The organism is Blastomonas sp. 34TW (genome assembly GCF_059803595.1).
This window is the reverse complement of record NZ_JAPFGW010000011.1, coordinates 125,702-139,150: the sequence shown is the minus strand read 5'-3', so window position 1 is coordinate 139,150 and position 13,449 is coordinate 125,702. Positions and strand designations below refer to the sequence as shown.

General features: G+C 65.0%; 11 protein-coding genes. 4 read left to right on the top strand and 7 right to left on the bottom strand.

Annotated elements, in window-relative coordinates:
* Window positions 1-110: 110 nt before the first annotated feature.
* The 5 genes from OPU69_RS14925 to OPU69_RS14905 form a co-directional block, all read right to left on the bottom strand.
* Window positions 111-530 (bottom strand): GFA family protein, encoded by a 420-nt coding sequence (locus OPU69_RS14925; protein WP_060980306.1) that lies wholly within the window; start codon window positions 528-530, stop codon window positions 111-113.
* Window positions 527-1,174 (bottom strand): glutathione S-transferase family protein, encoded by a 648-nt coding sequence (locus OPU69_RS14920; protein WP_498512074.1) that lies wholly within the window; start codon window positions 1,172-1,174, stop codon window positions 527-529. Before OPU69_RS14920 ends, OPU69_RS14925 begins: the two co-directional genes overlap by 4 nt.
* Window positions 1,175-1,248: 74 nt before the next feature.
* On the bottom strand, window positions 1,249-2,490 hold the full coding sequence (locus OPU69_RS14915) for a hypothetical protein (RefSeq protein ID WP_060980308.1): 1,242 nt from the start codon (window positions 2,488-2,490) through the stop codon (window positions 1,249-1,251).
* A gap of 104 nt (window positions 2,491-2,594) precedes the next feature.
* Window positions 2,595-3,812: a hypothetical protein gene (locus tag OPU69_RS14910; RefSeq protein ID WP_498512072.1), complete on the bottom strand. Its 1,218-nt coding sequence runs from the start codon at window positions 3,810-3,812 to the stop codon at window positions 2,595-2,597.
* A 115-nt stretch (window positions 3,813-3,927) separates the two neighbouring features.
* Window positions 3,928-5,100 (bottom strand): acyl-CoA dehydrogenase family protein, encoded by a 1,173-nt coding sequence (locus OPU69_RS14905; protein ID WP_498512070.1) that lies wholly within the window; start codon window positions 5,098-5,100, stop codon window positions 3,928-3,930.
* Between the two features lie 116 nt (window positions 5,101-5,216).
* Here OPU69_RS14905 and OPU69_RS14900 point away from each other — a divergent pair, with 116 nt between their 5' ends.
* Together OPU69_RS14900 and OPU69_RS14895 are read left to right on the top strand one after the other, a co-directional pair.
* Complete coding sequence (locus OPU69_RS14900; protein WP_498512068.1) at window positions 5,217-6,524, top strand: adenylate/guanylate cyclase domain-containing protein; 1,308 nt, start codon at window positions 5,217-5,219, stop codon at window positions 6,522-6,524.
* 84 nt (window positions 6,525-6,608) lie between these two features.
* Window positions 6,609-6,878, top strand: coding sequence for a hypothetical protein (locus OPU69_RS14895; RefSeq protein WP_060980312.1), 270 nt, complete (start codon window positions 6,609-6,611; stop codon window positions 6,876-6,878).
* Between the two features lie 11 nt (window positions 6,879-6,889).
* Here the strand turns inward: OPU69_RS14895 and OPU69_RS14890 are convergent, their stop codons facing one another.
* Complete coding sequence (locus tag OPU69_RS14890; RefSeq protein WP_060980313.1) at window positions 6,890-9,631, bottom strand: [protein-PII] uridylyltransferase; 2,742 nt, start codon at window positions 9,629-9,631, stop codon at window positions 6,890-6,892.
* A 31-nt stretch (window positions 9,632-9,662) separates the two neighbouring features.
* Window positions 9,663-11,381, bottom strand: a complete 1,719-nt coding sequence (locus OPU69_RS14885; RefSeq protein ID WP_060980314.1) for a class I adenylate-forming enzyme family protein — start codon at window positions 11,379-11,381, stop codon at window positions 9,663-9,665.
* Between the two features lie 67 nt (window positions 11,382-11,448).
* Between OPU69_RS14885 and lgt the strand changes: the two genes are divergently transcribed.
* The gene (gene lgt / locus OPU69_RS14880; RefSeq protein WP_060980315.1) at window positions 11,449-12,339 is read left to right on the top strand and encodes a prolipoprotein diacylglyceryl transferase; all 891 of its coding nucleotides are present in this window, start codon (window positions 11,449-11,451) and stop codon (window positions 12,337-12,339) included.
* Window positions 12,340-12,343: 4 nt separating this feature from the next.
* Window positions 12,344-13,438 (top strand): class I SAM-dependent methyltransferase, encoded by a 1,095-nt coding sequence (locus OPU69_RS14875; RefSeq protein ID WP_498512064.1) that lies wholly within the window; start codon window positions 12,344-12,346, stop codon window positions 13,436-13,438.
* Window positions 13,439-13,449: the final 11 nt, after the last annotated feature.

Below are 13,449 nucleotides of genomic sequence, written 5' to 3'. Positions count from 1 at the left end.
AGCGGGATGGCATAGCGGCTCGTTGTACGCGCGCACCCGCTGCCCCTCCACCCCCCGCTGCGCGGGCGGTCCCCCTCCCCCAGCGAGCTGTGGGAGGATTTTGATGACCGCTACCCTTCCGGAAACCGCTCGAATTCGGGAAGGTCGTGCGCGTTCTTCATCCAGCCGATGCGGTCGGCGGTCTGGATATGCGCCATGGCGGGAAAGGCATCGGGATCGTCGAAGGTCGCGGTCTGGATATCGACCAGACCGGGCAGCACCGCCTCGTTGACATAGAACAGCCCCGTCCCGCAGACCGGGCAGAAGCTGCGTTCGGCGTGCTCGGACGAATGATAGACCGACGGCGTGCCCTTCAGCAGGTGAAAGGTCGTGCTCGCCACCGCGGTCCAGCCGACCGCAGGCGCTCCGGCGCAGCGGCGGCAATCGGTGCAGTGGCACAGCGCGGTGCGCGCAGGTTCGTCCTGCTCGCCCGGGGCGTCGACGGCAAAGCGCACCGCGCCGCAATGGCATCCGCCTTCCTGCCGGGTCATGCGCTGACTCCTTCGGCTTCGGCTTCGGCCTTGGCCCTGGCGATCAGTTCGTTGTCGATCGCCTTGCCCCGCTGATAGGCCGGGCGCGCGCGCAACCGTTCGGCATAGGCGGCGAATACCGGATGAGGGGGAAGCGTCCCGAACGCCTGGCCCCAATCGACCTGCGCGCCGACATAGACATCGGCTGCGGTAAACCGGTCGCCGCAGACATAGTCGCGATCTGCCAGCCACCCGACGAGAGTCTCGACGGCAAGCTCGTAGCTGCCATAGCCGAGCATCGCCTGCTTGTCCTCGGGACTCTCCCATTTCATCGCATGGTTGATGATCGCCTGTTCGAGCGGTCCGGCGCCGAAGAACATCCAGCGATAATAATCCGCGCGCTCCTCGGCCGTCGGCGCCAGCCCGGCCTCGGGAAAGGCCTCGGCCAGATAGGCGCAGATCGCGGCGCATTCGGTCACGATCTTGCCATCGTGGACAATCGCGGGAACCTTGCCCATCGGGTTGATCGCCCGGTAATCCGGCCCCTTCATCTCGGGCCCGTATTGCACGATGCGCTGCTCGTACGGCGCGCCCACCTCTTCCAGCATCCAGCGGGCGATCTGCCCGCGCGACATGGGGTTGGTGTAGAATATCAACTCGCTCATGGCTTCATCCCCTTTGTTCCGACTCGAGGTCGCGCTGGGAACATAGCAGGAACATGGGCGTGCTCCAAGCCGGGTCAGCAGCCCTCACCGGTGACCACTGCGCCGAGCAGGCCGCCAAGGCCACCCTTGCACTTTTTCTTCTTCTTGGGCGGTTCGGCTTCGCTGCTGTCGCCGCCGCGCATCATCGCGTCCATGTCGGGGCCGTTGAGCAGCCACATCGAGTTGGAGCGATAGCGCACGCGCGCGGTCCATTCGGGCTTCCATGGCGTCTTGGCATTGGCCGGACGCGGCGGATAGGCGAAATTCGCTTCCGGGCCATAGGCATAGAGGTTGCCGAGCGCGAACTCGCCGCCCGCTGCGGTCACCTCGGCAGGCACGGTGCAGCTGGTCTGCGACGGCGGCATGACGACCTGCTGCTGGATCAGCTTCGCCACCTGGGCAGGTGCGATCCAGTCCCACAGTGCTCCGCCGAACTGGCGCGAGGCCGAGGACGACCACCAGACCATGTCCTGGAACTCGCCCTTGCTGTTGGTCTTGGCGGTCATCACCCAGGCATAATAGCCGGTGGCGCTGGCGACGGTATTCCAGCTGATCTGCGTCGCGCCGCCCGCCAGCGGCGAGGATTTGCCGGTAATCGCGGGCATGAAGTCCTGCGCCAGCGCGAACTTGATTTCGGGCGAATAATTGCCCGCGACGCGGTGCTCGCCGAGCAGCGAGCTGTCGGACGAGAGCAGCTTGCGTGTCTCGGCATTGGGCCATTCGCCATAGGTCTTGCTGTTGTCGACGGTGACGCTGCGATCGACCGGCATCGCGCCTGCAAACAGATCGGGAGGCACCTGGCCTGCGGTCAGCTTAGCGAAATCGATCACCACCGGCTGGCCGGGACCTGCCTTGGCGCCGCACCCCCAATAGATCAGCAACCGACCCTTGGGGCGCTGGAAATCCCTGGGCAGCTCTTCGGGCATGTCGGTGCGGGTGCCGGGCTTGGGGCTGACCAGCGGAACCGATGCGCCGAGCTTGGCGACGGCGGGCATGAAATGGTCGGCCTTGGGCGCTCCGGCGGCGGGGGCTCTCGACGATCCGAGCCGCAGGACGAGCTCGTGCGCCTGCTTGTTGCCGCCGCCGCCAAACATCATCGAAAGCCCTGCGCCCATGCCGCTGCCCATGGCGGCAAGGCCCGTGACGGTGCCGACATCCATGTCGTACCGCGCGATGGGGCTGGCTGCCTGCTGGCTGCTGACGGGACTGGCGACCAGGACCGCGATCGCGGCGGCGGACAGGCTGAACACGGCGGAACGACGCGCGGGCAAGGGCATGGCAGGCTCCCGGTAAAACAAGGACATGCAGGCGAGTCGCCTGATAGCATCATCCTGTAGTTTCAGGGAGTCCTACGCGCAGTGCGCTGGGTCATAGGGAGCGCTCAGGATGGTCTCGACCCGCCGCTCGAACCACCCCAGGAAAGCGGTGGTTCCTTGGTCAGCTTGTTGATGATGTCGGGCACGAACCGCTCGGCAAAGCCCGCGACAAAAGCCAGCGCGACCATCTTGTAATACTGACCGATATCCTTGAAGCCGAGCGCGGCAGTGACTTGGGCCAGCCAGCTGTTGCACAACTCTATGTCGCAGCGCTTGCGCCATCCGGCGTTCTGATCGGGTGAGGCCCCATTGCCACCAACTGGCGCAGTCGGCGGGGCAGCCGCCGCTGCAGAGGTATCGGCGGCTGCCTTTGCAACCGCATCCGCTTTGGCGGGATCAATCGCCCCGTTGATGCCGCCGCCGAGCGTTTCCTTGAAGGCCGGCAGCACAATTTCCAGCAGATGCGCCGCCGAAAGCACATAGAGGAACAGCGCGAAGACCCCGCCAATGCCGATCGACATGAGCACGCTGAGCCATCCGACCCTGAGGCCGATCAGCTCGAATATGCCGTCATCGACGGTCGCATCGCGCGAGGTGGCCTTTTGCAGGCGCTGCACGATCGAAATCATGCCACCTGCCATCCCTGCGGCCATAATCACCAGCAGGCCCTGCTTTGCCAACTCGTTGGTGGTTGCGACCTGGGTATAGACCAGCGTGGCAATGCCGGCCGCAGCCAGAAACAGGATCACCATCATCCGCTTGATCGATTTCTCGCGCGCCAGGTTGATGAGATAATTGGCGTGAATGACGTCTAGCAGATTGCGAGCGCGCTGGCGCAGGACCTTCTCGGGGACCTTGTCCTGCGGTCCTGTTTGGAAGCTGCTTCGATACGAGCGTGCCACGCTGGTCGGCACGACGCGGTTGAATCGGTCCTCGATCGTCCAGAACCGTGCCCGCAAGGCTTCTTCTGGAACCACCCAGATCAGCGCGAGCTCGATCTTGAACAGCTGGCCCAGCGTCGCACGGTTACCTTTCAGCGGATCGAGCGCGGCGAATTCCAGCTTGAGCGCCTTGAGCAGCTTCGCCTTGTTCGCATTTGTCTTTTTCTGCTTTGCGGTGTTGCTGTCCCAGGCATAGCCTTCGAAATTGTCGCGCATCGATTCATAATAGATGCGCGAGATAAAGGCTTCCTCGCGTGCCCATGCGAACAGCGCGACAAATTTTCGCCATAGCAAGGCAAGGCCCGATCGGACCATCTTGCCGAACTGCCTGACCCTGCCCATCCCATCCATGAACTGCCGCCCCAAAATTGGAGCGAGCAGGCCATGAAGTTCCGCGCGGAGCCAGCGCAACCCGCTCGATTGCGGAGGTTTCAGGAAAAACTGCCTCCGTTTTCGTTCATTTCCCGCCGAACAGCTGCCGCCCCGCCAGATCGAGCATGATCTCCTCCGATCCGCCGCCGATCGCGTTGACGCGGACCTCGCGATAGATGCGCTCCACCTTCGATCCGGTGATATAGCTTGCCCCGCCCAGGATCTGCGCGGCCTCGCGCGCGACGATTTCGAGCATCTGCGTCGCCTGCACCTTGAGCATCGCGAAATCCGCCGGCTGGTCGCGCCCGTTTTCGACCGCCCAGGCACATTGATCGACCCAGGCCTGCGTCGCGGCGATGCGGCGCGCCATATCGGCGAGCTTGATGCGGATCGACTGATGCTTGACCAGTGCCTTGCCGAAGGTCTCGCGGCTCTGTGCCCATTCCGCCGCTTCCTTCAGGCACACCCGCGCATAGGCGCAGCAGCCCATCGCCATGCCGAGCCGCTCGCTGTTGAAATTGCGCATGATGCCGATGAACCCGCCATTCTCGGGCCCGATCAGGTTCTCCGCCGGCACGCGCACATCCTCGAAATAGATGGCGGCGGTGTCCGAGCAGCGCCAGCCCATCTTGTCGAGCCGGGTGCGGGTGACACCGGGTGCATCCATCTCGATCAGCAGCAGCGAGATGCCGCCTGCGCCCGCACCCCCGGTGCGCACCGCGCAGGTCAGCCAGTCGGCGCGCATGCCGGAGGTGATGAACATCTTGGAGCCATTGACGACATAATGGTCGCCCACGCGCTCGGCGCGGGTCTTGAGGTTCGCGACATCCGAGCCGCCCGAAGGCTCGGTAATGCCGAGCGCGATGATCTTTTCGCCTGCCAGTACCGGCGGAGCAACGCGCTGCTTCAGCGCCTCGCTGCCCAAAGCCAGCACCGGCGGCAGGCCGATGCCGTGCGTCATCAGCGAGGCAGAAAGCCCGCCCGCGCCAACCGCCGCCAGCTCCTCGGTCTGGGTCAGGCCATGGAAGATGTCGAAACCTTCGGAATGGCCGCCATATTGTTCGGGATAGCGCAGCCCCAATATGCCAGCCTCGGCTGCCTTGCGGTGCAGCTCGCGCGGCAGCTCGCCTTCGGCCTCCCACTGGTCGATATACGGCGCGATCTCGCGCGCGACGAAGCGGCGGACCGATTGCGCCAGCGCCTCATGGCTGTCGTCGTAAAAAGGCGAGCGCGCGCGCCAGCTGTCAAAATCGGTCAAATCGTCCTCCCCTTCGTGTCGTTGCAGCCGAAATTCCGGGCCCGTTACCGCTTTGTCAATTCCTCGATGTTAATCGGAAGGGCGATGGCCGGGCCGCCAGGGCAGAGGGACCCACGATGCAGCAGGATCAGAACAGGCTTGAAGTGGCGCGCTCAGGGACAGGGCGCTTCCTCGACCCGGCGCTGGAAACGCGCTTCGTGCTGGCCGAGCGACAGGCGCGCGTAGTGCATATGCGGCTTTTCGCGGGTTTTCTCGCGGCGATGCTGATCGGCTATGCGCTGGTCAATCCGCTCTATTTCTCGCGCGAGGACGAGCTCAAGTTCTCGGTGCTGCTGCTGCCGACGCTCGCGATCCTGGCGGGCTTTGCCGGCGCGACCTTCTGGCGCGGTTATGCGGCCAGGCCGATCATCGATTTTGCCAGCCTGCTGGGCGTCGCGTTCCTCATCATGGCGGAAAATGCGCTATTGTTCGAGGAGATGCATCGCGAGCACGTGCAACTGCACGCGCCGATCGCCATCAACGGCCTGATCGTCATGGCCTTTGCCGCGATCGCCTTTGCCGGGCAGACGCGCTGGTTCGGCGCGTGGCTCGCGGCGCACGCCGCGGTCTATTTCACTGTAATGATCGAAACCGGCAGCTCGATGGTCCCGGTGATCTATGGCACGATGACCTATCTCACCAGCGCTTCGGTGATGGTGCTGCTCAACTGGTCGGTCGGCCAGGCGCACCGGCAGAGCTTCCTGCTGTCCGATGCGCTCTCGGCGGAAAAGGCCAAGACCGAGGAACTGCTGTTCAACGTGCTGCCGCCTGCAGTGGCCGAACGGCTTAAGGCCGGGCAGGTGGTCGCCGATGCCTATCCCGATGTGTCGGTGGTGTTCATCGACGTTTGCGGCTTTTCCGACCTGTCGCGGCGGATTTCCCCCGGGCATCTGGTCGATCTGCTCAACGCCTTCTTCCTGCTCGCCGACAAATGCGCTGCCGAAACCGGGGTCGAAAAGGTCAAGACGATCGGCGACGCGTATCTCGCGATCAGCGGCGGCAACAATCCTGCGCACAACAGCGCCGATGCTGCGATCCGCTTCGGCGAGGCGGTGATCGCAGGGCTTCCCGCCCTGCGCGCCGCGACCGGCATCGACCTGCACATCCGCGTCGGCATCCATACCGGCCCGGTCGTCGGCGGGGTGATCGGCGAGACGCGCATGGCCTATGACTATTGGGGCGAGACGATGAACATCGCCGCCCGGATCGAGGGCACCGCGCATCCCGATGGCATTGCGGTGTCCGAGACCACCTGGCTGCGCGGGCGCGGCGACCGCCATTTCGATCTGCCCGAAAAGATCACGCTCAAGGGCGTCGGCGAAGTGCCCGTCTTCCGGCTGGCCAGGGAACAGCCAGGCGCCGAGATCATCCGGCTCGCGATTTAACGCGTCGCCTGCGCGGCGTCCCGAAATCGACCAGTCGGATTTGAGGGCTTCCCACTGCAGCGCGATTGGCGTTAGTTTAACGCCATGGCAACCATTCTCATCGTCTTTTGCGGCATCATCAACTTCGCGCTCCACCGCGCGACGATGGAATCGGCGCACCCCATGGCGGTGCAGATGCGCGCGCTGTTCCAGGGCTTCATGCGCGGCTATGGCAGCTATATGCTCGAATATCTGATCCTGCTCTCGGCGCTCAGCTTCGCGGCACTGGGCTACACGATCGCGCTGCCGGCCTATATCGTCTATACCGGCATGAATGGCCTTGCCGGCTGGGCGATCCTCACCGGCAAGATCTGAAGCCCTGCGCCTTATGCGGCGACCGCCTGCTCGCTGTCGGGCGAGGCCGCAGCCAGCAGCCGTTTTTCCAGCGTCTTCAGCCGCGACTTGCTGTCGATCTTGTCGCCCAGCAGATCGGTGACATAGAAGGTATCCACCGCGCGCTCGCCATAAGTGGCGACATGCGCCGAATGGACGATGCATTTCAGATCGAACAGCGCAAAGGCGAGGCGGTTGAGCAGCGCCGGCCGGTCGAGCGCGTTCACCTCGACCACGGTGAAGCGGTTTGACGCCTTGTTGTCGACCAGCACATTGGGGGCAATGCTGAAGGCTTCGGCGCGGGGCCGCGCGACGGGCCGTGCGATCAGCCGGGGCGTCAGCGCAACGCGGTTGGCCAGCGCATCGGCGATCGCGGTCTTGAGCCGCGCGATCTGGCTTTCCTCCATGAACGGGCGCCCCAGCGGGTCCTGCACCAGGAAATTGTCGAGCGCCATGCCGTCGCGCCGGGTGTGGATGCGCGCGTCGATGATGTTGCCGCCGGCAAGGTGAATGCCGCCGGCGATGCGATAGAACAGGCCCGGATGGTCGGCGGCGCTGACGGTCACCAGCGTCGCGCCGCGCGCGGGATAGAATTCCGCCGCCACGGTCAGCGGTTCGGTATCGTGCGCATCGATCAGCTTCAGGTTCTGCGCGATGATATCCTCGGGCTCGGCGATCCAGTATGCGTCGTCGAGCTTGCGTGCGAGCTGGACGAACCGGCCCTCGTCGATGCCGAGCGCGGCGCGCGCGGCCTCCTGCTTGGCGATAACGCGCTCTCGCCGTCCATGCTGCTTGTGGCCCAGCCGCAGCACCTCCTCGGTCGATTCGAACAGGGTGCCGAGCAACTGGCGCTTCCAGCTGTTCCAGATGCCGGGGCCGACCGCGCGGATATCGACCACGGTCAGCACCAGCAGCAGTTTCAGCCGCTCGGGGCTCTGCACCATGGCGGCAAAATCGGCGATGGTCTTGTAATCGGTAAGGTCGCGCTTGAAGGCGGTCGCCGACATCAGCAAGTGATAGCGCACCAGCCAGGCGACCTGCTCGGTCTCCGCCTCGGTCATGCCCAGCCGCGGGCAGAGCTTCATCGCGACCTCGGCACCCAGCACGCTGTGGTCGCCGCGCCGCCCCTTGGCGATATCGTGCAGCAGCGTCGCGACGAACAGCACCCGGCGGCTGACCAGTTTCTGCATCACGTCATAGGCGAGCGGGTGATCGTCCTTGAGCTCGCCCGATTCGATCTTGGCGAGCAGCCCGATCGCGCGGATCGAATGTTCGTCCACCGTATAATGGTGGTACATGTCGAACTGCATCTGCGCGACGACGCGGCCGAAATCGGGCACGAACCGGCCGAACACCGTCGCCTCGTTCATCCAGCGCAGCACCAGCTCGGGATCACGCGGGCTGCACAGTACGTCCATGAACAGCGCATTGGCGCGCGGATCGGCGCGGACATGCCGGTCGATCAGATGCGCATCCATGCTCGCCTGGCGCATTGCGCTGGGGTGAATCTCGACCTTGTGGCGGTCGGCGAGCTGGAAGATCTCGATCAGCCGTACCGGGTCCTCGCGGAAGAAATCGGGCCGGGGCAGCGCGAGCCGTCCGCGATCGAGAATGAAGCCCGAAAGCTTGCGCGGACGCCGCCGCAGGATCGCGGGGATGAAGCGCCGGTCGCGCGCGGCAAACTGGTCGTCCAGCTGCGCCAGGAACACGCCGGTCAGGTCGCCCACGCGTTTGGCGTTGAGGAAGAAATACTGCATGAACCGCTCGACCGCCGACTTGCCCGGCCGGTCGGCAAAGCGCATCCGCGTCGCCACCTCACGCTGCAGGTCGAAGGTGAGCCGGTCTTCGGCGCGCCCGGTAATGTCGTGCAGATGGCAGCGCACCGCCCAGAGGAAATTGGCCGAGCGGCGAAACCCGCGATATTCGGTCATGGTCAAGAGGCCCGCATCGACCAGCTCGGCGGCCGAGCGCACCTGGTGGATATACTTGCCGATCCAGTAGAGCGTGTGCAGGTCGCGCAGGCCTCCCTTGCCGTCCTTGACATTGGGCTCGACGACATAGCGGCTGTCGCCCATGCGCTTGTGCCGCTGATCGCGCTCCTCGAGCTTCTGCGCCACGAAATCGCGCGCGGTGCCGGTAACGACATCCTTCCAGAAGCGCACCGAGGCCTCGCGATAGATGTCCTGGTCGCCCCAGACATAGCGCCCTTCGAGCAGCGCGGTGCGGATGGTGAGGTCGCCGCGCGCCTGGCGGACCATCTCGTCGATCGAGCGGCTGGAATGCCCGACCTTGAGGCCGAGGTCCCACAGCATGTAGAGCATCGCCTCGATCGCCTGCTCGGTCCAGCTGTTCTTGCGCAGCGGGGTGAGGAAGGCGATGTCGACATCGCTGTGCGGGGCCATCTCGCCCCGGCCATAGCCGCCCACCGCCGCGATGCAGAAATGCTCGCCCGCGCTGTGATTGGCGACCGGGTACTGGAAGCGCACAACATAATCGTGGATCAGCCGCACGATCTGGTCGATCAGGAACGACTGGGCCGCTGCGCAATCATGCCCCGCCGCCGGATTGGCATGCAGGCGTGCGGCGATTTCCGCGCGCCCCGCTGCCAGTGCCTCGCGCAATATGGTGACGACCGGCATGCGCGCCTTGTCCCCCAGTTCGGCGGCGAACTCGGCTATGCGCGCATCAAGCGCACGGCGATCGATGATCGCGCGCTGGTTGGCAACGGGATTCATGGCAACCGGCGATACAGGCGCAAGGTTAAGGTCAGGTGGCGGCTCCCGCTTCGGCCCTGGCTGCGGCCTGATAGGATTTGCGCAAGCTGACCTTGTCGATCTTGGCCGTGCCCAGCCGCGGCAGCGCCTCGGCGCTCTGCCACAGGCGGGCGGGAACCTTGAACGCGGCGAGCTGGCCCGCAAGGAACTCGGTGAGCTGCTCGTCGGTCAGGCTCGCGCCATCACGCACGACATAGACCGCGCCGACAATCTCGCCGAAGCGCTCATCGGGAATGCCGAACACGCTCGCCTCGGCAATGTCGGGATGCGCGTAGATCGCCGATTCCACTTCGACACAGCTGATATTTTCGCCGCCGCGGATGATGATGTCCTTCTTGCGGTCGACGATGAACAGATAGCCATCGGCGTCGAGATAGCCGAGATCCCCGGTGCGGAAATAGCCATCGGGCATGATCGCGGCCCTGGTGGCCGCCTCGTTGTTCCAGTAACCGAGGAAATTGGCGACCGAGCGGATCGCGACCTCGCCAACTTGGCCCTGGGGCAGCGGGTGGCCATTATCGTCGAGGATCGCAAGGTCCACCAGCGGACGCGAGGCCTGGCCGGTGCTGTCGGGCTTGGCCATGTAATTCTCGTTGAAATTGCCGCAGCCTACGCCGTTGGTCTCTGTCAGGCCATAGCCCAGGATCGGGAAGGCCCAGTCCATCGTCTCCTTGATGCGTTTGACATGCTCGACCGGGCGCGGCGCGCCGCCTGCGGCAAAGGTGACGCAGGTTTTGAGGTCATACTTGTCGCGATTGGGGTGCTGCGCGATCTCGTAGCTCATCAGCGGAACGCCGACGAAATAGCTGATCTTCTCCTTCTCGATCAGCCGCATCGCCTCTTCGGCATCCCATTTGGGCATCAGGACCAGCTTGCGGCCGATGACGAAGCTCTGCAGCAGCACCGGCACCTCGGCGGTAACATGGAAGAGCGGTACGTTGAGCAGGGTGGCGGGCTGGCCTTCGGGCGGCTTGCCCTGGCGGGTGACGATGTTGAGCGCCATCAGCGTCTGCGCGACATAGCTGAACACGCCCTGCACCACGCCGCGATGGTCGGAATAGGCCCCCTTGGACTGGCCGGTCGAGCCCGAAGTGAACAATATGGTGGCCAGATCGTCGCCGGTCAGCTCGGGCAGTTCGGTAGCGGCATCGCCGCCGGCCTCGAGCACCGATGCCAGCCCCTTTTCGGGCGGACCGTCATGGCTGATCACAACCACGCGGGCATTGCCGGTGGCGCCGCATTCGCTGATCCGCTTCGCGCAGCGATCGTCGGCGAGCACCAGCGTGCAATCGACATCGGTGATCCCGGCGCACAGTTCGGGGCCCTGCCACCAGCCGTTCAGGAGCGTCGCGACGCCGCCCGCCATCAATATGCCCATATAGGCGATGATCCAGTTGGCCGAGTTGCGCGCGGCAATGCCCACCCGGTCGCCCTTCTTGATGCCATGGCCCGCGACCAGCGCTGCGGCGACCTGGCGCGCAGCGGCATAGCTCTGGCCGAAGGTCAGGCGCGTGTCGCCATCGACCAGAAACTCGGCATCGGCATGCTGCATGCAGAAATAGGCGAAGAAATGCGACAGCGCAGGCGGGGCCGACGCGATCATGGGCAGTTTCTGGCCGTATTTCTCGAATGTCGTCAGCGGGAGCATCCCTCCTTCGCCGGTCAGCGCCTGGATGGCTTCATCCATCATCTGGTCCAGCTCGGTCGCCATCAAAATCTCTCCTCTTTCGCTTGTGCTTGGCTGCCCTTATGAAGGGGAAAACCCTTGGGGAAAAGCCTTGATCCTGCCCATTTCGGCGCTAGCCGCCAACATTGCCGCCAGCGCGAGCGCTGCTGCCGCCAAGTCCGCGATCCGCTTCGAGGAGCTGGGACTGTCGCCGGTCGCGCTGCAGATCGGGTCGTTCCAGCTCAAATGGTACAGCCTGGCCTATCTGTTCGGCATCCTGATCGGCTATTGGTACATGGGCAAGATGCTGAAACAGCCCGGCGCGCCGATGGCGCAGCGTCATGCCGACGACCTGATGCTCTATTGCACGCTCGGTATCATCTTGGGCGGACGGCTGGGCTATGTCACCTTCTACCGCCCGGATCTCTACGCCACTCCGCTCGAGGTGTTCAAGGTCTGGGAGGGCGGGATGTCCTTCCATGGCGGGCTCATCGGCGTGCTGCTGGCGATCGCTTACCTGACCTGGCGCAACAAGCTGTCGTACCTGCGCGTCGGCGACTATGTCTCGTGCGTCGTGCCGCTAGGGCTGTTCTTCGGACGGCTCGCCAATTTCGTCAATGCAGAGCTCTGGGGCCGCCCGACCGATGTGCCATGGGCGGTCATCTTCCCCACCGATCCCGATGGCCTTCCGCGCCATCCCAGCCAGCTCTACGAGGCGGGGCTCGAAGGGCTGGTGCTGGGCCTCGTGCTGATGGTCCTTTTCTGGAAGACCGATGTGCGCCACCGTCCCGGTTTTCTGGGCGGCGTGTTCCTGGCGGGCTATGGCGCCGCGCGGTTCATCGTCGAATATTTCCGCAATCCCGATGCGCACCTCATCGAATTTGCCGAACAGACGGGAATGAGCATGGGCCAATGGCTGACCGTGCCGATGATCCTGATCGGCCTGTATCTGATGGTCTCCTCGCGCGGACGCACGGCCAAGCCGTTGCCCGCCACCGCCTGAACCGATGGACGAGACCGAAGGCGAGGCTGGGGGCGAGGGGGGCGCGCCGCAGGGGCTCGAGGCGGTGTTCAAGCGGCTGATCGGCGCGACCGGGCCGATCAGCGTGGCGCATTACATGGCCGAGGCCAACGCGTATTATTACAACCGCGCCGATCCGCTCGGCACCACCGGCGATTTCATCACCGCGCCCGAGATCAGCCAGATGTTCGGCGAGATGATCGGGCTGTGGCTGGCCGATCAATGGCAGCAGGCGGGCAAGCCTGCGCTGTGCCATTATGTCGAATTCGGACCCGGCAGGGGCACGCTCGCCGCCGATGCGCTGCGCGCGATGGAGCAGTTCGGCTTTCGTCCCAAGGTGCACCTGATCGAGGGCAGCACCGCGCTGCGCATGGCGCAGAAGCTGAGCGTGCCCGGCGCGACCTGGCATGACGGGCTCGACAGCGTCCCGCGCGAGGGGCCGCTGCTGATCGTCGCCAACGAATTTCTCGATGCACTGCCAGTGCGGCAGATCGTGCGCACCGAAAGCGGCTGGCGCGAGCGGGTGGTGGTGCACAATGGCGAGCGCTTCCTGCCGGTCGCCGGCGCGCGGCCGATGGATTCGGCGGTCCCGGCGGAGCTTGCCGACAGCCCCGAGGGTACGATCCTGGAAAGCAGCCCGGCGGCCGCCGGCATGGCGTACGAGATCGCCGCGCGGCTGAAGGCGCAGGGCGGCGCGGCCCTGTTTATCGATTACGGCTATGCCGAGCCCCGGACGGGCAGCACGCTGCAGGCGGTGCGCGCACACCGGAAGGTCGATCCGTTCGCCGATCCCGGCCTTGCCGATCTCACCGCTCTGGTCGATTTCCCGCAGCTGAAGCGCATCGCGCTGGCGGGCGATGTCGATTGCCATGGCCCGGTGGGGCAGGGCGACTGGCTGATGGCTTTGGGCATCGCGCAGCGCGCGGCGGTGCTCGCCAAGGGTCAGCCCGCCAAGGCGCAGGAGGTCATGACCGCGCTCGACCGGCTGGTCTCGCCTGAGCAGATGGGGACGCTGTTCAAGGTGATCGCCTATCGCGGCCCCGGCTGGCCGGTCGGCGCGGGGTTCGGCAGCGCATCCTGACGTCCGGTTTT

Excerpts from the sequence above, each read along its gene's own strand:
- OPU69_RS14875 (WP_498512064.1), top strand. The coding sequence starts at position 12,344 with ATGGACGAGACCGAAGGCGAGGCTGGGGGCGAGGGGGGCGCGCCGCAG.
- OPU69_RS14900 (WP_498512068.1), top strand. The coding sequence starts at position 5,217 with ATGCAGCAGGATCAGAACAGGCTTGAAGTGGCGCGCTCAGGGACAGGG.
- OPU69_RS14890 (WP_060980313.1), bottom strand. The coding sequence starts at position 9,631 with ATGAATCCCGTTGCCAACCAGCGCGCGATCATCGATCGCCGTGCGCTT.
- OPU69_RS14920 (WP_498512074.1), bottom strand. The coding sequence starts at position 1,174 with ATGAGCGAGTTGATATTCTACACCAACCCCATGTCGCGCGGGCAGATC.
- OPU69_RS14925 (WP_060980306.1), bottom strand. The coding sequence starts at position 530 with ATGACCCGGCAGGAAGGCGGATGCCATTGCGGCGCGGTGCGCTTTGCC.
- OPU69_RS14895 (WP_060980312.1), top strand. The coding sequence starts at position 6,609 with ATGGCAACCATTCTCATCGTCTTTTGCGGCATCATCAACTTCGCGCTC.
- OPU69_RS14915 (WP_060980308.1), bottom strand. The coding sequence starts at position 2,490 with ATGCCCTTGCCCGCGCGTCGTTCCGCCGTGTTCAGCCTGTCCGCCGCC.
- OPU69_RS14885 (WP_060980314.1), bottom strand. The coding sequence starts at position 11,381 with ATGGCGACCGAGCTGGACCAGATGATGGATGAAGCCATCCAGGCGCTG.
- OPU69_RS14910 (WP_498512072.1), bottom strand. The coding sequence starts at position 3,812 with ATGGGCAGGGTCAGGCAGTTCGGCAAGATGGTCCGATCGGGCCTTGCC.